This window comes from Streptomyces sp. CA-250714, assembly GCF_050936705.1.
Taxonomy (GTDB): domain Bacteria; phylum Actinomycetota; class Actinomycetes; order Streptomycetales; family Streptomycetaceae; genus Streptomyces.
In genome coordinates, this window is sequence record NZ_JBNJMI010000001.1 from 3,305,545 (window position 1) to 3,329,600 (window position 24,056).

Annotated in this window: 17 protein-coding genes; 6 read left to right on the forward strand and 11 right to left on the reverse strand. The window is 67.4% G+C overall.

The genetic code is table 11. The features are described 5' to 3' along the window. Window positions 1–12: 12 nt before the first annotated feature. The gene (rpsJ, locus tag ACQEU8_RS14645; RefSeq protein ID WP_016473429.1) at window positions 13–321 is read right to left on the reverse strand and encodes a 30S ribosomal protein S10; all 309 of its coding nucleotides are present in this window, start codon (window positions 319–321) and stop codon (window positions 13–15) included. Window positions 322–881: 560 nt separating this feature from the next. Between rpsJ and ACQEU8_RS14650 the strand changes: the two genes are divergently transcribed. The 6 genes from ACQEU8_RS14650 to ACQEU8_RS14675 all read left to right on the forward strand — a co-directional run bounded on the left by ACQEU8_RS14650 (window position 882) and on the right by ACQEU8_RS14675 (window position 8,602). After that, window positions 882–1,289, forward strand: coding sequence for a hypothetical protein (locus ACQEU8_RS14650; RefSeq protein ID WP_433100638.1), 408 nt, complete (start codon window positions 882–884; stop codon window positions 1,287–1,289). Beyond that, entirely contained in the window at window positions 1,289–1,960 is a 672-nt protein-coding gene (locus ACQEU8_RS14655; protein ID WP_433100640.1) for a hypothetical protein, read from the forward strand. The genes ACQEU8_RS14650 and ACQEU8_RS14655 overlap by 1 nt, the downstream gene beginning before the upstream one ends. Beyond that, window positions 1,960–6,516, forward strand: a complete 4,557-nt coding sequence (locus tag ACQEU8_RS14660) for a putative T7SS-secreted protein (RefSeq protein ID WP_433100642.1) — start codon at window positions 1,960–1,962, stop codon at window positions 6,514–6,516. The genes ACQEU8_RS14655 and ACQEU8_RS14660 overlap by 1 nt, the downstream gene beginning before the upstream one ends. Further along, window positions 6,513–6,866, forward strand: coding sequence for a hypothetical protein (locus ACQEU8_RS14665; protein ID WP_433100644.1), 354 nt, complete (start codon window positions 6,513–6,515; stop codon window positions 6,864–6,866). Before ACQEU8_RS14660 ends, ACQEU8_RS14665 begins: the two co-directional genes overlap by 4 nt. A 72-nt stretch (window positions 6,867–6,938) precedes the next feature. Then, the gene (locus tag ACQEU8_RS14670; RefSeq protein ID WP_433100646.1) at window positions 6,939–7,742 is read left to right on the forward strand and encodes a MerR family transcriptional regulator; all 804 of its coding nucleotides are present in this window, start codon (window positions 6,939–6,941) and stop codon (window positions 7,740–7,742) included. Further along, a complete protein-coding gene (locus ACQEU8_RS14675) occupies window positions 7,739–8,602 on the forward strand; it encodes a hypothetical protein (protein WP_433100648.1) in 864 nt (287 codons plus the stop codon). Before ACQEU8_RS14670 ends, ACQEU8_RS14675 begins: the two co-directional genes overlap by 4 nt. Window positions 8,603–8,620: 18 nt before the next feature. Here the strand turns inward: ACQEU8_RS14675 and panD are convergent, their stop codons facing one another. From panD to rplJ, 10 genes are all read right to left on the reverse strand, one after another. Continuing rightward, a complete protein-coding gene (panD, locus tag ACQEU8_RS14680; RefSeq protein WP_433100650.1) occupies window positions 8,621–9,046 on the reverse strand; it encodes an aspartate 1-decarboxylase in 426 nt (141 codons plus the stop codon). A gap of 178 nt (window positions 9,047–9,224) precedes the next feature. Continuing rightward, window positions 9,225–10,418 carry an elongation factor Tu gene (gene tuf, locus ACQEU8_RS14685; protein WP_433100652.1) on the reverse strand — a complete coding sequence of 398 codons (1,194 nt, stop codon included), beginning with the start codon at window positions 10,416–10,418 and terminating at the stop codon, window positions 9,225–9,227. A 273-nt stretch (window positions 10,419–10,691) separates the two neighbouring features. After that, a complete protein-coding gene (gene fusA, locus ACQEU8_RS14690; RefSeq protein ID WP_433100654.1) occupies window positions 10,692–12,815 on the reverse strand; it encodes an elongation factor G in 2,124 nt (707 codons plus the stop codon). Between the two features lie 39 nt (window positions 12,816–12,854). Then, complete coding sequence (rpsG, locus tag ACQEU8_RS14695) at window positions 12,855–13,325, reverse strand: 30S ribosomal protein S7 (RefSeq protein ID WP_019354980.1); 471 nt, start codon at window positions 13,323–13,325, stop codon at window positions 12,855–12,857. Between the two features lie 2 nt (window positions 13,326–13,327). Next, window positions 13,328–13,699: a 30S ribosomal protein S12 gene (gene rpsL / locus ACQEU8_RS14700; protein WP_003948652.1), complete on the reverse strand. Its 372-nt coding sequence runs from the start codon at window positions 13,697–13,699 to the stop codon at window positions 13,328–13,330. Between the two features lie 356 nt (window positions 13,700–14,055). After that, window positions 14,056–14,517, reverse strand: a complete 462-nt coding sequence (locus ACQEU8_RS14705; RefSeq protein WP_433100657.1) for a DUF1707 and DUF4190 domain-containing protein — start codon at window positions 14,515–14,517, stop codon at window positions 14,056–14,058. A 311-nt stretch (window positions 14,518–14,828) separates the two neighbouring features. Next, window positions 14,829–18,728, reverse strand: a complete 3,900-nt coding sequence (locus ACQEU8_RS14710) for a DNA-directed RNA polymerase subunit beta' (RefSeq protein WP_433102393.1) — start codon at window positions 18,726–18,728, stop codon at window positions 14,829–14,831. Window positions 18,729–18,819: 91 nt separating this feature from the next. Further along, on the reverse strand, window positions 18,820–22,302 hold the full coding sequence (rpoB, locus tag ACQEU8_RS14715; protein ID WP_433100659.1) for a DNA-directed RNA polymerase subunit beta: 3,483 nt from the start codon (window positions 22,300–22,302) through the stop codon (window positions 18,820–18,822). A gap of 529 nt (window positions 22,303–22,831) precedes the next feature. Continuing rightward, on the reverse strand, window positions 22,832–23,221 hold the full coding sequence (gene rplL, locus ACQEU8_RS14720; RefSeq protein ID WP_433100661.1) for a 50S ribosomal protein L7/L12: 390 nt from the start codon (window positions 23,219–23,221) through the stop codon (window positions 22,832–22,834). A gap of 135 nt (window positions 23,222–23,356) precedes the next feature. Then, on the reverse strand, window positions 23,357–23,929 hold the full coding sequence (gene rplJ / locus ACQEU8_RS14725) for a 50S ribosomal protein L10 (protein ID WP_433100663.1): 573 nt from the start codon (window positions 23,927–23,929) through the stop codon (window positions 23,357–23,359). Window positions 23,930–24,056: the final 127 nt, after the last annotated feature.

Sequence of the window (24,056 nt, forward strand, 5' to 3'; positions counted from 1 at the left end):
CTACGACACCCCTCAGAGCTTGATCTCGATGTCGACGCCGGCCGGAAGGTCCAGGCGCATCAGCGAGTCAACGGTCTTGGGGGTCGGGTCGAGGATGTCGATCAGACGCTTGTGGGTGCGCATCTCGAAGTGCTCGCGCGAGTCCTTGTACTTGTGCGGCGACTTGATGACGCAGTACACGTTCTTCTCTGTGGGCAGCGGCACCGGGCCGGCGACCGACGCGCCAGTACGCGTCACCGTCTCGACGATCTTCTTCGCCGAGTTGTCGATGACCTCGTGGTCGTAGGCCTTGAGCCTGATGCGGATCTTCTGTCCCGCCATGGCTACTTCGTAGTCCTGTCTCTCGTAACGCTCTGGAACCCATGGGTCCCAACCCTTCGCTCGACCCACGCGGTCGGGCGTGTCGGCTTCCTTCTCGTACGGATCCGCAGGAATACGCCCCTGGGGGCCTTCGCGAACCCTGGGGCTCGCGGACCTCAGGGGTTCCGTGAGAGGGGAGCCGGGGGAGGAAACCCACCGGGTGCCTGGCTGGAAGCCCCTCCTACGCTTCCCGGAAGATTCCCGTACTTCCGTCCCTGATGAGGGACGACGAATACCTGGGACTCGCTTCCAGTCCTCCCGGCGGGAGGCGCGCAGCATCGGCACTCAACCGAGCAACCTGGACAGTGTGCCATAGAGGTGAGAGCAGTCGCCAATCGGGCCACTAGCACACTCGCCGCTCACGCGCACGGACTGCCCCAGTGTCACAGGCGCATCCCTTGACGTGCACGAATGCGGGGAAGGTCACTAACCGCTGTGCAGGTATGGCGTTGCGTGGCCGTCCCGGACCCTGATTCAGTGAAGAGGGTTAACGAACGTCGGGGGACGAGGGGGGACCGGAGATGGAGCTTCCGGAGGAGATCGCTGCGATGCGCGCTGGGACCGGGGATCCCGGTGCGTTGCTGGGTGAGTTCCGGCGGGCGGCGGTATTGGTGCCGACTCTGGGGCCGGATGCCGATCAGCTGCTGACGCGCAGCTTGGGTGGGGTGCGCTGGATTCTCGCGTTCACGGATGAGGGGGCGCTGGCGCGGTTCGCCCGGGAGAGCGGTGGGGGCGCCGCGGGTGAGCCGTGGGAGTACGCGTCGGTGCTGGGTGCCCGGCTGCTGGACGCCGTCATCCCCGCACTCGATGGGCCGACGGGTGTGGCCGTCGACATCGCGGATGAGGACGGCTCCATGCTCTTTCCGCCTGTGCCGGGGATCGTGCCGGACGAGGTGGCCGTCGGCGCCGGTAGCGGGGAGGGCGCCTGATGGGTGACGACAAGGGCGACGGCGTCAACTGGAACAAAGAGTCCCTCAACCTGATCGAAAAGGGGCTCAAGGGCGCCATCGATGAGCTGAAGCAGTCGGGCAGCTCGGCGACGTCGTCGTTGCAGGGTGCGGGTTTCGGGGGGCTGTCGCTGTCCGGGATGGAGATGGGGCATCCCGGGTTGGCGACGGATTTTGAGGACTTCTGCGAGAAGTGGGAGTGGGGCGTACGCGCCTTGGTGCAGAACGCCAGCGGGCTGGCGGAGCGGCTGGGGCTGTCGGCGGGGATGGCGCACGAGGAGGACCAGTACCGGGCGGGAACGATGAAGGTCGCCCTGAACTCCGTCTCCTACACCGGTAACCCGCACGCGACCGAGGAGGAGGTCGCCAAGCAGGGCTATGGCGACATTCTGATGCCGGATGCGCCGGACTGGAGTGGGGAGTCCTGGGAGAAGGCGGGCCAGGACATCAAGCAGGACTGGCAGGACACCGGGCGGGAGCTGACCACCAAGGGCCGCGGCGGGATGTACATGGACATGGCCCAGGACGCCACCGGCCTCACAGACGAGCAGATCGAGGCCGGACGGGACAGGGCCTTCGGCCCCTCCCCTGAGGAACGCGCAGCCGCGCAGCAACAGCAGCAGGGCCAGGCAGGCCAGGGGGGTGAGGGCTGATGGGCTGGCGGGATTTCGTACCCGACTCCATCGAGGACAAGGGCGAGGACCTCGTCGAGGGCGCGGGCGACCTGGTCGAGGGCGGCGGGAACTGGACCGCCGACCGGATGGACGACATCGGCTGGGAGAGCGGCGCCGACTGGACGCGGGACAAGTCCCGCTCGGCGGCCAACGCCATGGGTGCCGAGACCGCAGAGTTCCAGCTGGATGAGACCGACGACCCCACCAAGCTGATCTTCGGCAGCCCGAGCAAGATCCGCTCCACCGCGAAGCATCTGAAGGACTTCCAGACCGCGTTCGACAACGTCGCCAACGGCCTCAAGAAGCTTCCCAAAGGCACGCTGAAGGGGAAGGCGGCGGACGCGTTCTGGGAGAAGGTCGGCCTGGAGCCGGCCAAGTGGACCAAGGCCGCCGATGCCTGTGAGAAGGCCGCCGGGGCGCTGGAGGACTTCGCCCACACCGTCGAACGAGCCCAGTCCCAGGCCCGCGAGGCGGTGGCCAAATACAAGGACGACAAGAAAGACGAAGCCGAAGAACAGCTCTCCCGCGCCCGCTCCCAGCGGAATACGGCTGCGGGTATCGCCCAGACGGCCGTCAAGGCAGCGCGCGATGCCGCTCCGCCCAAGCCGGACTACTGGGACCAGGCCGGTGACGGTCTCCAGGGTCTCCAGCTGGATGCCACCCACCTCGGCGGCGGCGTGGTCAAAGGGCTGGCCGGGCTCAACAACTTTGTGAGGGGCGTCAACCCGCTCGACCCGTACAACATCACCCACCCGGCCGAGTACGTCACCAACCTCAACTCGACGGTCACTGGTCTCGTCCGCGTCGCCAACGATCCCGTCGGCACCGGCAAACAGATGTGGGAGACCTTCAAGAAGGACCCCTCAGAAGGGATCGGCCGCCTCCTGCCCGAACTCCTCGGCACCAAAGGCCTCGGCATGGCAACCAAAGCCGGCCGCGCTGGCAAACTCGCCAAGGAAGCCGCCGACGCACGCAACGCCCTCACGGCAAAGGGCGCGCAGCCGTCGGCCACTCTCCCGTTCCAGAGGTGTGCGAACGGCACCGACCCCGTCGACCTGGCGACAGGGCTCATGTTCCTGGAACAGACGGACCTGGAGCTGCCCGGCTCACTCCCCCTCACCTTCAGCCGCCATGTGGAATCCGGCTACCGGCTGGGCCACTGGTTCGGGCCGACCTGGGCCTCAACGGTTGACCAGCGGCTGGAGATCGACCCGGAGGGCGTCGTCTTCATCGCGGAGGATGGCCGCCTGCTGTCCTACCCACACCCCGCACCCGGCGTCCCCACCCTGCCGACGGCCGGCTCGGCCCGTATGCCGCTGGAGCGCACACCGGACGGCGGCTACACGCTCACCGACCCCGACACCGGGCAGGTGCGCCACTTCACTCCCCCACACAGCGGCGCCTCCGGGAACGGGACCGCCCGGCTCGAACAGATCACCGACCGCAACGGCCACAGCATCACCTTCGAATACGACCAGCACACCGGCGCCCCCGCCCGCTTGGTCCACAGCGGCGGCTACATGGTGAAGCTGACCGTCGAGAACAACCGCATCACAGCACTGGCCCTCGCCGGGGCGCATGGCACACATGGAACACATACCGACCAGACGGTCATGCGCTACACCTACACCGACGGAAACCTCACCGCCGTCACCAACTCCTCCGGCCTCCCCCTCCACTTCGAATACGACGACGACAACCGCGTCACCTCCTGGACCGACACCAACGACCGCCGCTACGACTACGTCTACGACAACCTGCACCGCGTCATCGCCGAAGGCGGCACCGCGGGCCATATGCAGATCCGTATCGACTACGACGGCGTCGACGAGGCAACGGGCCACAGCGTCACGACGGTGACAACGGCGGCCGGGCACGCGACCCGGCATCTGTTCAATGAACAGGGTCAGCCGGTCGGGGAGATCGACCCGCTCGGCCACCGCACGCGCACGGCGCGGGACTCCTGCAACCGGCCTGTCTCCCACGCGGACGCGCTGGGCCGGCGTACGTCGTTCACCTACGACGAGGCGGGCCAGTTGGCCACGGTGCACCGTCCCGACGGCACGATGCTCACCATCGAGCGCAACGGCCTGGGTCTGCCGACCGTCACCACGGACCCCGACGGTGCGGTGTGGCGCCAGGAGTGGGACGAACACGGCAACCGCACCGCCCTCACCGACCCCGCAGGTCACACGACGCGCTACACGTACGACGGCCAGGGCCATCTGACGGCGGTGACGGACGCGTTGGGCGCCACAACACGGGTCCGCTGCGATGCGGCCGGACTCCCGGTGGAGATCACCGATCCACTGGGCGGGGTGACGCGCTACGAGCGTGACGCGTTCGGCCGCCCGGTCCGGCTGACGGACCCGCTCGGTGCCGAGACGAAGCTGACCTGGACGGTCGAAGGCCACCTCTCCTCCCGCACGGCGCCCGACGGCGCGACGGAGCGCTGGGAGTGGGACGGCGAGGGGAACTGCGTCCGCTATATCGACCCGGCAGGCGGCGAAACGCGGTACGAGTACACCCACTTCGACATGCTGGAGGCTCGCACCGGCCCGGACGGAGTGCGCTACGAGTTCGCGTACGACGCGGAGCTCCGCCTGACCCGCGTCACCAACCCGCAGGGCCTGACCTGGGATTACGCCTACGATCCCGCAGGCCGCCTGGTCGCGGAGACCGACTTCGACAACCGTACGCAGCGATACGAGCTCGATGCGGCAGGCCAGTTGCGGCGGCGGGTCACCCCTCTGGGTGAGGAGATCACCTTCGAACGCGACGCGCTGGGCCGCACGACACGCAAGGATGCGGCGGGCAAGGTCACGACATACACGTACGACGCCGCGGGCCGACTGGTGGAGGCCGTCGGTCCGGACGCCGAGCTCCGCTACCAACGCGACAAGCTCGGCCGGATCAAGACGGAACTGGTCGACGGCCGCGCGCTCACACACACCTATGACGCCCTCGGCCGCAGCATCCGCCGTGTGACCCCCTCGGGGGCGATCTCCACGAGCGAGTACGACGCGGTCGGCAACCGCACAGCGCTGACGGCGTCGGGCCACACGGTGGTCTTCTCCCATGACGCGGCAGGCCGCGAAACGGAACGCCGCATCGGCGCCGGAGGGCTCGCGCTGGCGCAGGTCAGGGACCCCGCAGGCCGACTGCGAACCCAGTCCCTGACCGGCCAGGACACGATCCAGCACCGGGAGTACACCTACCGCCCGGACGGCCACCTCACCGGCATCGACGACCTGCTCTCCGGCCGCACCACCTTCGACCTGGACTCGACGGGCCGCGTCACAGCCGTCCACGCGCGCGGCTGGACCGAGCGCTACGCCTACGACGAAGCAGGCAACCAGACCGAAGCCCACTGGCCCACCACCCACGCGGCCCCGGAGGCAATCGGCCCCCGCACCTACACCGGCACCACCATCACCACCGCGGGCCGGGTGCGCTACGAACACGATGAAGCCGGCCGCATCACCCTCCGCCAGAAATCCCGCCTGTCGAAGAAACCCGAAAACTGGCGCTACACCTGGGACGCGGAAGACCGCCTCACCCAGGTCATCACACCCGACGGAACGGTCTGGCGTTACGAGTACGACCCCCTGGGCCGCCGCACGGCGAAACACCGTATGGCGGAAGAGGGCCGGCAGCCGGCCGAAACCACCACATTCACGTGGGACGGCCACACCCTCGTGGAACAAACCACAACCGCCCCGGGCCTCCGCCACCCGGTAACTCTCACCTGGGACCACCAGGGCTTCGTGCCACTCGCCCAAACAGAACGCATAACCAGCGAAACAACCCAGCAGGAAATCGATTCTCGCTTCTACGCGATAGTCACCGATCTGGTGGGAACCCCGACCGAGTTGGTGGACGAGTCCGGCGCCATCGCCTGGCGCACCCGCTCCACTCTCTGGGGCACCACCGCCTGGCGTTCCGACAGCACCGCCTACACCCCGCTCCGTTTCCCCGGCCAGTACTACGACCCCGAAACCGGCCTCCACTACAACTGCTTCCGCCACTACGACCCGGCCACAGCCCGCTATCTGACGCCGGACCCGTTGGGCCTCGATCCCGCACCCAACACGGCGACGTACGTCACGAATCCGCACTCATGGGCCGACCCGCTCGGACTCGGGCCGTATCGTGACTTCGCGCACGGAACCTCACTGCGTTTCGCCGAGGACATCAAGGCCAACGGCCTCAGCCAGGACGCCGGCCGCGTCTCGACCAGTGGCGGCTCGCTGGCCAGGCCGGGGCACTTCTACGCGCACGAAGTGGACGGGCCGACGCATCCTGGTTTCCAGTCGGCCTATGAGTGGGGACTGCGGAAGAGTTCCGACTCCCCATCCAGCGTCCTCATCGCCCGCATACCCGAGGAGACGTACCAGCGGCTGGTTTCCCAAGGGCATGTAACGGTGAGAGAGATAGGCGAAGGCGTCCCACCGGAGACGATATTCCACCCCGATGCATTCTCCGACCTGAACAGGGAAATACAATGGCTGGGCCCGATCACTCCTGGCGGATGAGCCAGGAAAACCCGTACTCGGCGGATTTTCTACGCAAAACCGAGTGGGGGGAATACCGAGAACTGGACACCGGCGAATGGGAAACCGTCTGGCAGATCAGCTTCCGGGAGGGTGCGCCCTCACAGGAAATCACAGACGTCCTGCACGACCCGTCCATCGGCTTCCGCTCCTACCTGCGGCGGCGCGGATCAGGGGAAGAAGCAGAGTTGGTCGTGGTCAGCCAGGAGCACTCCACATCTGCTGTGAACTACCCTGCGACGTATTCCTCGTTCCGCATCGTGAACGAGGAAGTCGGGGAAATCGAAAAAATCCAGGGACTACCGAGGGACTGGTATCCGCCGTTCCGATAGACGCGCCTCGCTGAGGATCCCCGCGCAGCGGCCGCTTGACCTTGTCGCGACGACAACGTTTCTACTGGCGGCATGCGCATCGGAGAGCTCGCCCGCATCGTCGGCGTCACCACACGTGCCGTACGGCACTACCACCGGATCGGTCTGCTGCCCGAGCCGGCGCGGCAGCCCAACGGTTACCGCGAGTACACGCTGCGCGACGCCGTCGAGCTGGCCCGCGTCCGCCGCCTCACGGAGCTGGGGCTGAGCCTCGACGAGGTCCGCGACGTACTGGCTGAGGACGCCGGCAAGGAACTGGCCGAGGTGCTCACCGAGTTGGACGCGGATCTGCGGCAGCAGGAGGAGGCCATCCGGCAGCGGCGCGAGCGCCTGGCGCAGCTGCTGCGGCAGGCGGAGGAGGACGGCAGGCTGCCCGCAGAGGCGCCGGTCTCGCCCGCGCTCGCCACGCTCTTCGACGATATGGCGCGGTTCTCCACCCGGCTGCCCGGTCCCGAGCCCGCGATGGCCGCGAAGGAGCGCGAGCTGCTGACCCTGCTGGACTCCGGCTCCGGCGGCGGGAACCGCGACTGGCTGGACGGCCTGCTGCACGCACTCAGCTCCGACCCCGAAGCCATGGCGCGGGCCTACGCGGTCTACGCCCAGCTCGATCAACTGGCGGAAGCGGCCGAGGACGACCCTCGGGTGGAGCAGACCGCGCGAGCCGTCGTCGACAGCCTTCCGGAAGCGGCCAGGCGGGCGATGACACCCCCCGCCGACCAGGACGCGGCGCCCGACAGCGGCGGCTTCGCCGAGGCGCTGCTCGCGGAGTTCTCGCCGGCGCAGGCCGCGACCGTACGCCGCGTCATACAGCTGCTCTGCGAGGAGCAGGACCGATGACCAGGCTGCGAGGACTGCGCCGGGCGGTGCGGTGGTCGCTCGGCGCGATGCTGCCCGGCGAACTGGTGCTGATCCTCTGCCTGGCAGGCGGGGTGCGCATCCCCCCGCCCGTGCGACTCGCCGTCGAACTGGCGGTGCTCGCGGCAGCCGTGGCGGCGGGCCTGCTGCTGGCCCTGGACCACCTCCGCCACCGGCGCGACGGCCTCGACCGGCGTGCGGCCCTCCTTGCCGCCGTCGCGGACACGGTCCCGGCGCCCGTGCGTGCGCTCAGCGCCCACGAGGTCAGGCTCTCCACCAGCTTTCTGCGCTGGGTCACCCGGCGCGGGCCGCACGGCGTACGCGAGCGCGAGGGTCAGCTGGCGGTGCCGTACGCCTCGGGGCAGACGGCCACCATGTACGGCTTCCTCTTCGTCTGCGTCGTCGAGACGGTGGCTCTCGCGTATCTGATCCCCTGGCCGGTGGTGCACGCCGTCACCCTCGTCCTCGACCTGTGGGGCGTGTACTTCGTCATCGCCCTGCACGCTTCCTGCGTCGTGCGCCCGCACGTCATCGACGCCGACGGCGGGCTGCGGCTGCGGTACGGGGCGCTGCTGGACATCCGTATCCCCGCCGGTCTGCTGGCCTCGGCCCGCGTCGAGCGGCGCTTCCCGGACAGTACGCTGGCGGCCGTCGGCGCGGACGGCGCCGCGGACCTCGGGGTAGGCGGTCAGACGACGGTCACCGTGGAACTGACGCAGCCCGTCGCCTTCGTCCGCGCGCTGGGCAAGCCCGCCCAGGCCCGCGTCTTCCGCTGCTACGCCGAGGACCCGACGGCCGCCGTGACGGCGCTCCGCGCCCGTGCGGCCCTCGACCGGACGTGATCAGCCGACCGGACGTGATCAGCGCGACGCCACCGCCTGCGGGCTCCGCGCCATATCGGTCGCTCCCGGCACCGGCTCCCCCGCGTCGGCGCCGACGCCCACCACCCGATTCGCCGCGTCCACATGCACCACGCGCGGCCGCATCGAGCGCGCCTCCGCGTCGTCCACCTGCGCATAGCTGATCAGAATCACCAGGTCCCCGGGGTGGACGAGATGCGCAGCCGCGCCGTTGATGCCGATGACGCCCGATCCCGGCTCGCCCTCGATGACGTACGTCTCCAGCCGGGCGCCGTTGGTGATGTCGACGATATGGACCAGCTCGCCCGGCAACAGATCCGCTGCCGCCATCAGCTCGGCGTCGATCGTCACCGAGCCCACATAGTGCAGGTCGGCCTGGGTCACCGTGGCCCGGTGGATCTTGGACTTGAACATGGTGCGCAGCACGGCGTCACTCCGTTGTGAAAGTAGGGTCGCGCCCCCATCAGCCAGGGGTGCGCGCCGACCCGTCCATCGTACGAGTGACGGCCGCGCATCAGAAGTGCGCACACGAAGAGGGCCCGTACGGCAGCTGCCGTACGGGCCCTCTTCTCAGCCGAGGCTGAAGAGCGCTAGCCGCGCAAGGTCACTTGATGATCTTGGTGACCTGGCCGGCGCCCACGGTCCGGCCACCCTCGCGGATGGCGAACTTGAGGCCCTCTTCCATGGCGACGGGCTGGATGAGCTGGACGCTCATCTCGGTGTTGTCGCCCGGCATGACCATCTCGGTGCCCTCGGGGAGGGTCACCACGCCGGTCACGTCGGTGGTACGGAAGTAGAACTGCGGGCGGTAGTTGTTGAAGAACGGGGTGTGGCGGCCGCCCTCGTCCTTCGACAGGATGTACGCCTGCGCCTCGAACTCCGTGTGCGGGGTGACCGAGCCCGGCTTGATGATGACCTGGCCGCGCTCGACGTCCTCGCGCTTGATGCCGCGGAGCAGCAGACCGACGTTCTCACCGGCCTGGCCCTCGTCAAGGAGCTTGCGGAACATCTCGATACCGGTGACGGTGGTCGAGGTCTTCGTCTCCTTGATGCCGATGATGTCGACGTTCTCGTTGACCTTCAGCACACCGCGCTCGATACGGCCGGTGACGACCGTACCGCGACCGGTGATGGTGAAGACGTCCTCGATCGGCATGAGGAACGGCTTGTCGGTGTCACGCTCCGGCGAGGGGATGGCCTCGTCGACAGCCTGCATCAGCTTGACGACGGAGTCACCCCACTCCTTGTCGCCCTCGAGGGCCTTGAGCGCGGAGACCTTGACGACCGGAACCTCGTCGCCCGGGAACTCGTACTCGGAGAGCAGCTCACGGACCTCGAGCTCGACGAGCTCCATGATCTCCTCGTCGTCCACCATGTCGGCCTTGTTCAGGGCGACGACGATGTACGGAACGCCGACCTGGCGGGCCAGGAGCACGTGCTCCTTGGTCTGCGGCATCGGGCCGTCGGTGGCGGCGACCACGAGGATGGCGCCGTCCATCTGCGCGGCACCGGTGATCATGTTCTTGATGTAGTCCGCGTGACCCGGGCAGTCGACGTGGGCGTAGTGACGGTTCTCCGTCTGGTACTCGACGTGCGCGATGGAGATGGTGATACCGCGCTGGCGCTCCTCGGGAGCCTTGTCGATGTTCTCGAAAGCCGAAGCCTCGTTCAGGTCCGGGTACGCGTCGTGCAGCACCTTGGTAATCGCCGCGGTAAGAGTGGTCTTGCCGTGGTCGATGTGACCGATGGTGCCGATGTTGACGTGCGGCTTAGTCCGCTCGAACTTCGCCTTCGCCACTGGGGTCCTCCTGTGGACTGGTGCTGTACACCCTCCACATTTTGCGGAGGGGTTCAGGTGGTCGTACCGAACCGGTCAGGACCCCGAGGGGGATGCCCTTGACCTGTTCGCTTGGGTGGGCCGGCGGCCGGGGCGACCCCGGCACAGTCCGCATCGATGACCGAGCGATCTGTACCGGAGTGCCCCGAATGCCTTTTGCTCCAGCCTAAGGGGTGAGCACGGGTGTCCTACTCGCCCCCGGGTGAGTGGATCACTCACCCCTGAGCGAGTGTCTTACTCGCCCCTGGCCTTCGCGATGACCTCCTCGGCGACGTTCTTGGGAACCTCACCGTAGGAGTCGAACTGCATGGAGTACGTGGCACGGCCGGAGGTCTTGCTGCGCAGGTCTCCGACGTAGCCGAACATCTCCGACAGCGGTACCAGACCGGTGACGAGCTTCGCGTTGCCGCGGTCCTCCATCGACTGGACCTGGCCACGCCGCGAGTTGATGTCGCCGATCACTTCGCCCATGTAGTCCTCGGGCGTCGTCACCTCGACCTTCATCAGCGGCTCCAGCAGAGCCGGGCTCGCCCTCCGGGCGGCCTCCTTGAACGCCATGGAACCGGCGATCTTGAACGCCATCTCGGAGGAGTCGACGTCGTGGTAGGCACCGTCGAGCAGCGTCACGCGGACACCGGTCAGCGGGTAGCCCGCCAGCACGCCGAACTCCATGGCCTCCTGACAGCCCGCGTCCACGGACGGGATGTACTCCCGCGGGATACGGCCACCGGTGACCTGGTTGACGAACTCGTAGCCGTCGCCCTCGAGCGGCTCGACGTCGATCTGCACCTTCGCGAACTGACCGGAACCACCGGTCTGCTTCTTGTGGGTGTAGTCGACCTTCTCGACCTTCTTGCGGAGCGACTCGCGGTAGGCCACCTGCGGCTTACCGACGTTGGCCTCGACCTTGAACTCGCGCTTCATGCGGTCGACCAGCACGTCCAGGTGCAGCTCGCCCATGCCCGCGATGATCGTCTGGCCGGTGTCCTCGTTCGTCTTGACCTGGAAGGACGGGTCCTCCTCGGCCAGCCGCTGGATCGCGACGCCCAGCTTCTCCTGGTCGCCCTTCGACTTGGGCTCGATGGCGACCTCGATGACCGGGGCCGGGAAGTCCATCGACTCCAGGATCACCGGGTTGCTCGCGTCGCAGAGGGTCTCGCCGGTGGTGGTCTGCTTGAGACCCATGACGGCGACGATGTCGCCGGCACCCACCGAGTCGATCTCCTCACGCTTGTTCGCGTGCATCCGGTAGATCTTGCCGATGCGCTCCTTGCGGCCCTTCACCGAGTTCAGCACCTGGGTGCCGGTGTGCAGGCGGCCGGAGTAGACGCGCAGGAAGGTCAGCTTGCCGAGGTGCGGGTCGCTGGCGATCTTGAAGGCCAGCGCCGACATCGGCTCCTCCTCGGAGGGACGACGCTTGATGACCTCTTCGGCGTCCTTCGGGGACTGGCCCTCGATGGCCTCGACGTCCAGCGGGGAGGGCAGGTACCGCGCGATCGCGTCGAGCAGCGGCTGCACACCCTTGTTCTTGAACGCGGTGCCACAGAAGACCGGCGTCACCGTGAGGCTGCCCTCGCCGCCGGTGGAGGCGAGGGTGACCCGGCGGATCGCCGCGATGAGCTGCTCCTCGGAGGGCTCCTGGCCCTCCAGGTACAGCTCCATCATCTCTTCGTCGTTCTCCGCGACGGCCTCGAGCAGCTTGCCGCGCCACTCCTCGGCCGCCTCGGCGTGGGTGTCCGGGATGTCGACGGTGTCGTACATCTCGCCCATCTTGGCCTCGGGCGACCAGACGAGGGCCTTCATCGACACCAGGTCGACGACGCCCTTGAAGTCCGCCTCGGTGCCGATCGGCAGCTGCATGACCAGCGGGACCGCGCCGAGGCGGTCGCTGATCATGTCGACGCAGCGGTGGAACTCCGCGCCGGTACGGTCGAGCTTGTTGACGAAGCAGATGCGCGGAACGCCGTAGCGGTCGGCCTGCCGCCACACCGTCTCGGACTGCGGCTCCACACCGGCGACACCGTCGAACACCGTCACGGCACCGTCGAGCACGCGCAGCGCACGCTCCACCTCGACGGTGAAGTCGACGTGGCCCGGGGTGTCGATGATGTTGATGGTGTAGTCGACGCCGTTGAGCGGCCAGTGAGTGGTCGTCGCGGCGGACGTGATCGTGATGCCGCGCTCCTGCTCCTGCTCCATCCAGTCCATCGTGGCAGCGCCGTCGTGGACCTCACCGATCTTGTAGCTGCGACCGGTGTAGAAGAGGATCCGCTCGGTGGTCGTCGTCTTGCCCGCGTCGATGTGCGCCATGATCCCGATGTTGCGGACCTTGGCAAGGTCAAGTGAAGTGGTAGCCATAAGGCTTCAGTCTTCTCTCGGTCTCGATGGGGGTAGCGACTACCAGCGGTAGTGCGCGAAGGCCTTGTTGGACTCGGCCATCTTGTGCGTGTCCTCGCGCTTCTTCACGGCGGCGCCGAGCCCGTTGGAGGCGTCGAGCAGCTCGTTCATCAGACGCTCGGTCATGGTCTTCTCGCGGCGGGCGCGGGAGTACCCCACGATCCAGCGCAGCGCGAGAGTGGAGGAACGGCCGGGGCGGACCTCGACCGGAACCTGGTAGGTGGCGCCACCGACGCGGCGGGAGCGGACCTCGAGAGTCGGCTTGACGTTCTCCAGGGCGCGCTTGAGCGTGATGACCGGGTCGTTGCCGGTCTTCTCGCGCAGCCCCTCCATGGCGCCGTAGACGATGCGCTCGGCGGTGGAGCGCTTGCCGTTCAGCAGCACCTTGTTGATGAGGGAGGTCACCAGAGGAGAGCCGTAGACCGGGTCGATGATGACCGGGCGCTTCGGGGCGGGGCCCTTACGAGGCATTCTTACTTCTCCTTCTTGGCGCCGTAGCGGCTGCGAGCCTGCTTGCGGTTCTTGACGCCCTGCGTGTCGAGGGAGCCGCGGATGATCTTGTAGCGAACACCCGGCAGGTCCTTCACACGGCCACCGCGCACGAGCACGATGGAGTGCTCCTGCAAGTTGTGACCCTCACCCGGAATGTAGGCGGTCACCTCGATCCCGCTGGTCAGGCGCACACGGGCGACCTTGCGCAGGGCCGAGTTCGGCTTCTTCGGGGTGGTCGTGAACACGCGCGTGCAGACGCCTCGACGCTGGGGCGAACCCTCGAGTGCGGGCGTCTTGTTCTTCTCGACCTTGTCCTGCCGGCCCTTGCGGACCAGCTGCTGGATCGTAGGCACCGTTTCTCCGGTTTCTGTGTGCCAGTCTCGGTAAAGCTAACCCGGGCCATACCCGACCCACGAGGTCGGGTGTGTCGAAGACTGCGATCTCCGCTGAGGGCGGAAGACTTCTCCATGGTGAGAAGCATGCAGATTCCGGTGTCTCAAGCTGCGCGCACCGTCACCGCATTTGCGGGACCGCATCTGCGGGGGACAACAGCGCAGGGGACACCCCAGGCACAGAGACTGAGGGTACCTACCTCATCGGCTGGGGTCAAAACAAATGGACCGGCCACCATAGCGCCCCCGACCTGCGAGAAGAAGGGCACGCGAGAGCGCTCGTGTTCGGCCCGCCGACAGGTCCGCCACAAGCTACGTCAGCTCGTTGCCACGAGCACTCCGAAGATGATCGCCAGGACGGCACCGATGGCCAGCCAGCCCAGTACCAGACCCGCCGTGGCCAGGCCGTCTCCCTGCTCCCCTGTCCGGCGGATCTCCGCCTTCGCCTTGTGCCCGAGAATCACCGCGGGGATCGCCGTCACCCCGTACATCGGCGTCAGAACACCGCAGACCAGCGCCCCGATCGCGGTGCCGTTGGTACGCGGCGGAGGCGTGGGCAGGAACGTGGTCGGCACGGACGGATAGGAGGGCTGCGGCGCCGGCACGGGCACCGGCCCCTGCGGCAGATCCGCGATGAGCACGCTCAGCTCCGCGTACGTCTGCGCCTGCGACGCGCGCGCCAGCCGCTGCTCGTACTCCTCCTGACCCAGCCGCCCCTCGCTGAAGCCGGCCTTCAGAACGTCGATCGCCCGCTCCCGGTCCGTGTGCGACGCCCGCATCGAACCGACCTGCTGCTGACTCTGGATCGGGACCCCGCCAGGACTCTGCTGCCCCTGGGTCGGGAGCCCGCCAGAACTCTGCTGACTCTGGCCCGGGACAAGACCAGGCTTGTGTCCCTGGCTCGGGGCACCTCCAGGATTCCACGGTCCGAACGCCACCGGCCCCCACCTCCCAGCTCGCTTGCCGTCCCCTCCATCATCCATGACGCAGGCGGCCTTTGGCTGGTTCACGCCGTACGGATACCCGCCGATACGGCCGCGGGGCGGCCACCCGTGTCGGGTGACCGCCCCGTGGGCGTGTTGCGGCGACCTCAGGCGTTGTACGGCCCGTAGTCGTAGTCCTCCAGCGGAACGGCCTGGCCGGAGCCCGTGCCGAAGGGCGAGTAGTCGATGTCGTCGTAACCGACGGCCGAGTACATCGCGGCCTTCGCCTCCTCGGTGGGCTCGACCCGGATGTTGCGGTAGCGGGACAGGCCCGTACCGGCCGGGATGAGCTTACCGATGATGACGTTCTCCTTGAGGCCGATCAGGGAGTCCGACTTGGCGTTGATCGCCGCGTCGGTCAGGACCCTGGTCGTCTCCTGGAAGGACGCCGCCGACAGCCACGACTCGGTGGCCAGCGACGCCTTGGTGATGCCCATCAGCTGCGGACGGCCGGAGGCCGGGTGGCCGCCCTCCTGCACCACGCGCCGGTTCTCCGACTCGAACTTGGTGCGCTCCACCAGCTCGCCCGGCAGCAGCTCGGCGTCGCCGGACTCGATGATCGTCACACGGCGCAGCATCTGCCGGATGATGATCTCGATGTGCTTGTCGTGGATCGACACGCCCTGCGAGTTGTAGACCTTCTGGACCTCGCCCACCAGGTGCACCTGCACTGCGCGCTGGCCGAGGATACGGAGCACGTCGTGCGGGTTCTCCGTACCGACGGTCAGCTTCTGGCCGACGGCGACGTGGTCGCCCTCGCCCACCAGCAGCCGGGCGCGCTTGGAGACGCTGTAGGAGGTCTCGTCCGAGCCGTCGTCGGGGGTGACGATGACCTTCTTGGTCTTCTCCGTCTCCTCGATCCGGACCCGGCCCGCCGACTCGGAGATCGGCGCGACGCCCTTGGGCGTACGGGCCTCGAACAGCTCGACCACACGCGGCAGACCCTGGGTGATGTCGTCACCGGCCACACCACCGGTGTGGAAGGTACGCATCGTCAGCTGGGTGCCGGGCTCACCGATCGACTGGGCGGCGATGATGCCGACGGCCTCGCCGATGTCGACCAGCTTGCCGGTGGCCAGCGAGCGGCCGTAGCACATGGCGCAGGTGCCCACGTGCGACTCGCAGGTGAGGATCGACCGCGTCTTGACGGTCTCCACACCGTGCCGGACCAGCTCGTCGATGAGCACATCGCCCAGGTCGGTACCGGCCGGGGCCAGCACCATGCCGTCCACGACGATGTCCTCGGCGAGGCAGCGCGCGTACACGCTGGTCTCGACGTCCTCCGCCTTGCGCAGCACGCCGTCCTCGCCCTTGGAGGCGATCCGCAGCTTGAGGCCGCGGTCGGTGCCGCAGTCCTCCTCGCGGATGATCACATCCTGCGAGACGTCGACCAGACGACGGGTGAGGTAACCCGAGTCCGCGGTACGCAGGGCGGTGTCGGCGAGACCCTTACGGGCACCGTGCGTGGAGATGAAGTACTCCAGCACGGAGAGACCCTCACGGAACGACGCCTTGATCGGCCGCGGGATGGTCTCGTTCTTCGCGTTCGACACCAGACCGCGCATACCGGCGATCTGACGCATCTGCATCATGTTCCCTCGGGCGCCCGAGTCCACCATCATGAAGATCGGGTTCGTCTTCGGGAAGTTGTCGTTCATCGCCTCGGAGACCTCGTTGGTCGCCTTGGTCCAAATGGCGATGAGCTCCTGGGTGCGCTCGTCCTTGGTGATCAGACCGCGCTCGTACTGCTTCTGGACCTTCTCGTCCTGGGCCTCCCAGCCGGCGATGATCGCCGGCTTGGCGTCCGGGACGACGACGTCCGTGATCGCGATGGTGACACCCGAACGGGTCGCCCAGTAGTAACCGGCCGACTTCAGGTTGTCGAGCGCCGAGGCGACGACGACCTTGGGGTAGCGCTCGGCCAGGTCGTTGACGATCTGGGAGAGCTGCTTCTTGCCCACCGTGTAGTCGACGTACGGGTACTCCTCGGGCAGCAGCTCATTGAAGAGCGCACGGCCCAGGGAGGTCCGCAGCCGGAACGGGTCGCCGGGCTGCCACTCGGGCTCGCCCTCCTCCGGCGCCGGCGGGGTCCAGCCCAGCGGCGGAGTGGTGCCGGCCGGGAAACGGATGTCGATCTTCGCCTGGAGCGACAGCTCCCCGGCGTCGAACGCCATGATCGCTTCCGCGGTGGAGTTGAACGAGCGGCCGTCGCCCTTGGTGACGCGCTGCTCCTCGTCCGTGGTGAGGAAGAACAGACCCAGGACCATGTCCTGCGTCGGCATCGTCACCGGCCGGCCGTCGGCCGGCTTGAGGATGTTGTTCGAGGACAGCATCAGGATGCGGGCCTCGGCCTGCGCCTCAGCGGACAGCGGCAGGTGCACGGCCATCTGGTCACCGTCGAAGTCCGCGTTGAACGCGGTGCACACGAGCGGGTGGATCTGAATGGCCTTGCCCTCGACCAGCTGCGGCTCGAAGGCCTGGATGCCGAGGCGGTGCAGCGTCGGTGCGCGGTTGAGCAGCACCGGGTGCTCCGCGATGACCTCTTCCAGCACGTCGTAGACGACCGTACGGCCGCGCTCGACCATGCGCTTGGCGCTCTTGATGTTCTGCGCGTGGTTGAGGTCCACCAGCCGCTTCATCACGAACGGCTTGAACAGCTCCAGCGCCATCGCCTTGGGCAGACCGCACTGGTGCAGCTTGAGCTGCGGGCCGACGACGATCACGGAACGGGCCGAGTAGTCGACGCGCTTACCCAGCAGGTTCTGCCGGAAGCGGCCCTGCTTGCCCTTCAGCATGTCGCTGAGGGACTTCAGCGGACGGTTACCGGGACCGGTGACCGGACGACCGCGGCGGCCGTTGTCGAACAGCGCGTCGACGGCCTCCTGGAGCATCCGCTTCTCGTTGTTGACGATGATCTCGGGCGCGCCGAGGTCGAGAAGCCGCTTCAGGCGGTTGTTGCGGTTGATGACCCGGCGGTACAGGTCGTTCAGGTCGGAGGTCGCGAAGCGGCCACCGTCCAGCTGCACCATCGGACGCAGGTCCGGCGGGATCACCGGCACGCAGTCCAGCACCATGCCCTTGGGGCTGTTGCTGGTCTGGAGGAACGCGGAGACGACCTTGAGCCGCTTCAGCGCACGGGTCTTCTTCTGGCCCTTGCCGGTACGGATGACCTCGCGGAGCCGCTCGGCCTCCTCCTCCAGGTCGAAGGTCTCCAGGCGCTTCTGCAGCGCGGCAGCGCCCATGGAGCCGTCGAAGTAGGTCCCGAAGCGGTCGCGCAGCTCGCGGTAGAGCAGCTCGTCGCCCTCCAGGTCCTGCACCTTGAGGTTCTTGAAGCGGTTCCAGACCTCGTCCAGCCGGTCCAGCTCACGCTGGGCGCGGTCACGGATCTGCTTCATCTCGCGCTCGGCACCCTCGCGCACCTTGCGGCGCACGTCAGCCTTGGCGCCCTCGGCCTCCAGCTCGGCCAGGTCGCTCTCCTGCTTCTTGGCGCGGGCCTCGAGGTCGGCGTCACGGCGCTGCTCGATCTGCTGGCGCTCCACACCGACGTGCGCCTCCAGGGAGGGCAGGTCGCGGGTGCGGCGCTCCTCGTCGACGTACGTGATCATGTACGCCGCGAAGTAGATGACCTTCTCCAGGTCCTTGGGCGCCAGGTCGAGCAGGTAGCCCAGCCGGGAGGGAACACCCTTGAAGTACCAGATGTGGGTCACGGGAGCGGCAAGCTCGATGTGGCCCATCCGCTCACGGCGCACCTTGGCGCGGGTCACCTCGACGCCGCAGCGCTCACAGATGATGCCCTTGAAGCGGACGCGCTTGTACTTGCCGCAGTAGCACTCCCAGTCCCGGGTCGGACCGAAGATCTTCTCGCAGAAGAGTCCGTCCTTCTCGGGCTTGAGGGTGCGGTAGTTGATGGTCTCCGGCTTCTTGACCTCGCCGTGCGACCACTGACGGATGTCGTCAGCGGTGGCAAGGCCAATTCGCAGTTCGTCGAAGAAGTTGACGTCGAGCACTCTCGTCAATCCCTCTCAGGGTCGTATGTCAATGGTCTGAACGGGTCGCGGGGAGGGCCGGGACGCGGGGCGCGCGCCCCGGCCGACTCCGTCAGACCTCTTCGACGCTGCTCGGCTCGCGCCGGGACAGGTCGATTCCGAGCTCCTCCGCCGCGCGGAAGACGTCCTCGTCGGTGTCACGCATCTCGATCGACATGCCGTCCGAGGACAGCACCTCGACGTTGAGGCAGAGCGACTGCATCTCCTTGATGAGCACCTTGAAGGACTCGGGGATGCCCGGCTCGGGGATGTTCTCGCCCTTGACGATGGCCTCGTAGACCTTCACGCGGCCGGTGACGTCGTCGGACTTGATGGTGAGCAGCTCCTGCAGTGCGTACGCGGCGCCGTACGCCTCCAGGGCCCACACCTCCATCTCACCGAAGCGCTGGCCACCGAACTGGGCCTTACCACCCAGCGGCTGCTGGGTGATCATGGAGTACGGACCGGTCGAGCGAGCGTGCAGCTTGTCGTCGACCAGGTGGTGCAGCTTGAGGATGTACATGTACCCGACCGAGATCGGGTCCGGGAACGGCTCGCCGGAGCGGCCGTCGAACAGCTGCGCCTTGCCGGAGGGCTGGACCATGCGGTCGCCGTCCCGGTTGGGCAGCGTGGCCTCGAACAGACCGGCGATCTCGTCCTCACGGGCGCCGTCGAAGACCGGCGTCGCCACGTTGGTACGCGGCGCCACATCGTCCGCGCCGATCGCCTGGAGGCGCTGCATCCACTCCTCGGAGCCCTCGACCTTCCAGCCCTGGGAGGCCAGCCAGCCCAGGTGGATCTCCAGGACCTGGCCGGGGTTCATCCGGGAGGGGACACCCAGCGGGTTGAGGATCACGTCGACCGGGGTGCCGTCCTCCAGGAACGGCATGTCCTCGACCGGCAGGATCTTCGAGATGACGCCCTTGTTGCCGTGCCGGCCAGCGAGCTTGTCACCGTCGGTGATCTTGCGCTTCTGCGCGACGTAGACGCGCACCAGCTGGTTGACGCCCGGAGGCAGCTCGTCGCCCTCCTCGCGGTCGAAGACGCGGACACCGATGACCTTGCCGGTCTCGCCGTGCGGCACCTTCAGCGAGGTGTCACGGACCTCGCGCGCCTTCTCACCGAAGATCGCGCGCAGCAGCCGCTCCTCGGGGGTCAGCTCGGTCTCACCCTTCGGGGTGACCTTGCCGACGAGGATGTCGCCCGCCTCGACCTCGGCGCCGATCCGGATGATGCCGCGCTCGTCGAGGTCGGCCAGGACCTCCTCGGAGACGTTCGGGATGTCCCGGGTGATCTCCTCGGGGCCGAGCTTGGTGTCACGGGCGTCGACCTCGTGCTCCTCGATGTGGATCGAGGAGAGGACGTCGTCCTGCACCAGCCGCTGGCTGAGGATGATCGCGTCCTCGTAGTTGTAGCCCTCCCACGGCATGAAGGCCACGAGCAGGTTCTTGCCGAGCGCCATCTCACCTTCGTCGGTGGACGGACCGTCGGCCAGCACCTGGCCCTCGATGACCCGGGAGCCCTCGTCCACGAGCACCTTCTGGTTGAAGGAGGTGCCCTGGTTGGAGCGGGTGAACTTGGCGACGCGGTAGGTCGTGTACGTGCCGTCGTCGTTGGCCACCGTGATGTAGTCGGCGGAGACCTCCTGGACGACACCGTCCTTCTCGGCCTTGATGACGTCACCGGCGTCGACCGCGCAGCGGTACTCCATGCCGGTGCCGACCAGCGGCGCCTCGGCCTTGATGAGCGGCACGGCCTGCCGCATCATGTTCGACCCCATCAGCGCGCGGTTGGCGTCGTCGTGCTCGAGGAACGGGATCATGGCGGTCGCGACCGACACCATCTGGCGCGGCGAGACGTCCATGTAGTCCACGTCGTCGCCCGGGATCAGGTCGACCTCGCCGCCACGGCGGCGGATCAGCACCCGGTCCTCGGCGAACCGCATGTCCTCGGTGAGGGGCGCGTTCGCCTGGGCGATCACGAAGCGGTCTTCCTCGTCGGCCGTGAGGTAGTTCACCTCGTCGGTGACGACGCCGTCGACGACCTTGCGGTACGGGGTCTCGACGAAGCCGAACGCGTTGACGCGCCCGTAGGAGGCGAGCGAGCCGATCAGACCGATGTTCGGGCCTTCCGGCGTCTCGATCGGGCACATCCGGCCGTAGTGCGAGGGGTGCACGTCACGGACCTCGAAGCCGGCCCGCTCACGGCTCAGACCACCCGGGCCCAGCGCCGACAGGCGGCGCTTGTGGGTGAGACCCGAGATCGGGTTCGTCTGGTCCATGAACTGGGACAGCTGGCTAGTGCCGAAGAACTCCTTGATGGAGGCGACGACCGGCCGGATGTTGATCAGCGTCTGCGGCGTGATCGCCTCGACGTCCTGCGTGGTCATACGCTCGCGCACCACGCGCTCCATACGGGCGAGACCCGTGCGGACCTGGTTCTGGATCAGCTCGCCGACGTTGCGCAGACGGCGGTTGCCGAAGTGGTCGATGTCATCGGTCTCGATGACGATCGTGTCGCCCTCGGCGGAGGTCGACTCGGTCTCACCGGCGTGCAGCTTCACCAGGTACTTGATCGTGGCAATGATGTCGGCGTTGGTCAGCACGCCGGAGTCCAGCGGCTCGTCACCGCCGAGCTTCTTGTTGATCTTGTACCGGCCGACCTTGGCCAGGTCGTAGCGCTTCGGGTTGAAGTAGAGGTTCTCCAGCAGCGTCTGCGCGGCCTCGCGCGTCGGCGGCTCGCCCGGACGCAGCTTGCGGTAGATGTCGAGCAGCGCGTCGTCCTGGCCCTGGGTGTGGTCCTTCTCCAGGGTGGCGCGCATGGACTCGTACTGGCCGAACTCCTCCAGGATCTGCTCGGTGGTCCAGCCGAGCGCCTTGAGCAGCACGGTGACGGACTGCTTGCGCTTGCGGTCGATACGGACACCGACCATGTCGCGCTTGTCGATCTCCATCTCCAGCCAGGCACCCCGGGACGGGATGATCTTGGCGGAGTAGATGTCCTTGTCGGACGTCTTGTCGATCGAGGAGTCGAAGTACACGCCCGGCGAGCGGACGAGCTGCGAGACCACGACACGCTCGGTGCCGTTGATCACGAAGGTGCCCTTGTTGGTCATGAGCGGGAAGTCGCCCATGAAGACCGTCTGGGACTTGATCTCACCGGTCTCGTTGTTGGTGAACTCCGCCGTGACGAAGAGCGGCGCGGCGTAGGTGAAGTCGCGCTCCTTGCACTCGTCGATGGAGTTCTTGGGGGGCTCGAAGCGGTGATCGCGGAAGGTCAGCGACATCGACCCGGAGAAGTCCTCGATCGGGGAGATCTCCTCGAAGATCTCTTCCAGACCGGACTTGGTGGGGACGTCCTGTCCACTGTCCAGCGCGGCCTCGACGCGAGCCTTCCAGGCGTCGTTGCCGAGCAGCCAGTCAAAGCTCTCGGTCTGGAGCGCGAGAAGGTTCGGAACCTCGAGGGGCTCCTTGATCTTCGCAAAAGAGATACGCAGCGGGGCAGTGCTGGCGCCGTTGTTCGAATTGGCAGTCGAGGCAGTGCGCGAGGCGGCCAAGAGGGGGTCCTTCCGAGGGCTCGGACTCTCTACACGCATACCGGTGCCCCTGGTGACGGGCAGGGGGCAGCTAATAGGCAGCGCAAAGGGTCAGTGTAGCCACAAGGCCCACTGATGTCCAGAAAGGATTACGGGAAACCGGCTCACGCCCCGGTCTCCACCTCCTGCGATTGTTCTTCTCGTTCCGCCCCCGTCCCCGGCGGCCTCGATACGCCAGGGCGGACGTGCTCTGCTGCGGCTCGTCGTGCCTGCCGCAACACTTCCCGCTTCGCCGTCGATCCATGCCTCGGAGTTCGGATCGATGTGACGACGCGTCCCGAGAATTGCGCGCTGCGTGCCGTTCGTCAAGGCCCCCAGGAGCAACGAAGATCACCATACCCGCCGTCGCCCACCCAGGGCGCGACCGTCCAGCAACGGCGAAGGGCGACCACCCGTCTGGGTGATCGCCCTTCGCTGCACAGCTACCCGCGCGGGGTAGCCCGCGGTCTACCGCGATGACTCCGCGAGCCGGTGGCTCATCGGGTCAGCGTCACTTGACCTCGACGGAGGCGCCGGCGCCCTCGAGGGACTCCTTGGCCTTGTCGGCGGCGTCCTTGGCGACCTTCTCGAGGACCGGCTTCGGGGTGCCGTCCACGAGCTCCTTGGCCTCCTTCAGACCCAGCGAGGTCAGCTCACGCACGACCTTGATGACCTGGATCTTCTTGTCGCCGGCGCCGGTCAGGATGACGTCGAACTCGTCCTGCTCCTCAGCGGCCTCGGCCGGGGCGCCCGGGGCACCCGGGGCGGCGACGACGGCGGCGGCCGGGGCGGCGGCCTCGACGTCGAACTTCTCCTCGAACTTCTTCACGAAGTCCGACAGCTCGATGAGGGTCATCTCCTCGAACTGGGCAAGCAGTTCGTCCTGGCTGAGCTTCGCCATGGTTGGTGGTCCTTCCACTTCAGTCGGCTGGTGCCGGATCAATATGTCGGCGGGCTTACGGCCCGCTGTGACCGAGTGCGGCCGGTCACCGGTTACGGTCGGTCACCCGCTGTCGCGGGGGACCGGCTCCGCCGGTTACTCGGACTCGGCCTCGGCGGGAGCCGTGGTGTCGGCACCGCCCTGCTCTTCGACCTTGCTGCGAAGCGCGTCCGCGGTGCGGACGAACTTCGAGAGCGGGGCCTGGAAGGTCGCCGCGGCCTTGGCCATGGACGCCTTCATGCCACCGGCCAGCTTGGCGAGCAGCACCTCGCGGGACTCGAGGTCCGCGAGCTTCTTGAGGTCGTCGGCGCCGTACAGCGCGCCGTCGACGATGCCGCCCTTGATCACGAGGGCGGGGTTCTCCTTGGCGAAGTCACGAAGACCCTTCGCCGCCTCGACCGGGTCACCGGTCACGAAGGCGACAGCCGAGGAGCCCGTCAGGAACTCGTCGAGCTCGTTGATCCCGGCCTCCTTGGCCGCGATCTTGGTCAGCGTGTTCTTCACCACTCGGTACTGAGCGTTGTCACCGAGCGCACGGCGCAGCTCCTTGAGCTGGGCCACGGAGAGTCCGGTGTACGCGGTGACCACAGCCGCGTTGGAGCCACGGAACTTGTCCGTGATCTCGTTGACGGCTGCGATCTTGTCGGGAGCGACCTGTTCCCTCGCCATGGGCCTCGGCCTCCTTCCGGGTGATGAGGACCGCTCGGAAGGGGCTGAACACAACAAACGCCCCAGCGCAGGCGCATGGGGCGTGGACTCGACCGAAGTGCGTGCGTACAAGCGCTTCAGGAGTTCT

Bases quoted from the DNA above. Each gene is read 5' to 3' on its own strand.
- rpsJ (WP_016473429.1), bottom strand. From the start codon at position 321: ATGGCGGGACAGAAGATCCGCATCAGGCTCAAGGCCTACGACCACGAG.
- ACQEU8_RS14650 (WP_433100638.1), top strand. From the start codon at position 882: ATGGAGCTTCCGGAGGAGATCGCTGCGATGCGCGCTGGGACCGGGGAT.
- ACQEU8_RS14655 (WP_433100640.1), top strand. From the start codon at position 1,289: ATGGGTGACGACAAGGGCGACGGCGTCAACTGGAACAAAGAGTCCCTC.
- ACQEU8_RS14660 (WP_433100642.1), top strand. From the start codon at position 1,960: ATGGGCTGGCGGGATTTCGTACCCGACTCCATCGAGGACAAGGGCGAG.
- ACQEU8_RS14665 (WP_433100644.1), top strand. From the start codon at position 6,513: ATGAGCCAGGAAAACCCGTACTCGGCGGATTTTCTACGCAAAACCGAG.
- ACQEU8_RS14670 (WP_433100646.1), top strand. From the start codon at position 6,939: ATGCGCATCGGAGAGCTCGCCCGCATCGTCGGCGTCACCACACGTGCC.
- ACQEU8_RS14675 (WP_433100648.1), top strand. From the start codon at position 7,739: ATGACCAGGCTGCGAGGACTGCGCCGGGCGGTGCGGTGGTCGCTCGGC.
- fusA (WP_433100654.1), bottom strand. From the start codon at position 12,815: ATGGCTACCACTTCACTTGACCTTGCCAAGGTCCGCAACATCGGGATC.
- rpsG (WP_019354980.1), bottom strand. From the start codon at position 13,325: ATGCCTCGTAAGGGCCCCGCCCCGAAGCGCCCGGTCATCATCGACCCG.
- ACQEU8_RS14705 (WP_433100657.1), bottom strand. From the start codon at position 14,517: ATGCGGGCGTCGCACACGGACCGGGAGCGGGCGATCGACGTTCTGAAG.
- rplL (WP_433100661.1), bottom strand. From the start codon at position 23,221: ATGGCGAAGCTCAGCCAGGACGAACTGCTTGCCCAGTTCGAGGAGATG.
- rplJ (WP_433100663.1), bottom strand. From the start codon at position 23,929: ATGGCGAGGGAACAGGTCGCTCCCGACAAGATCGCAGCCGTCAACGAG.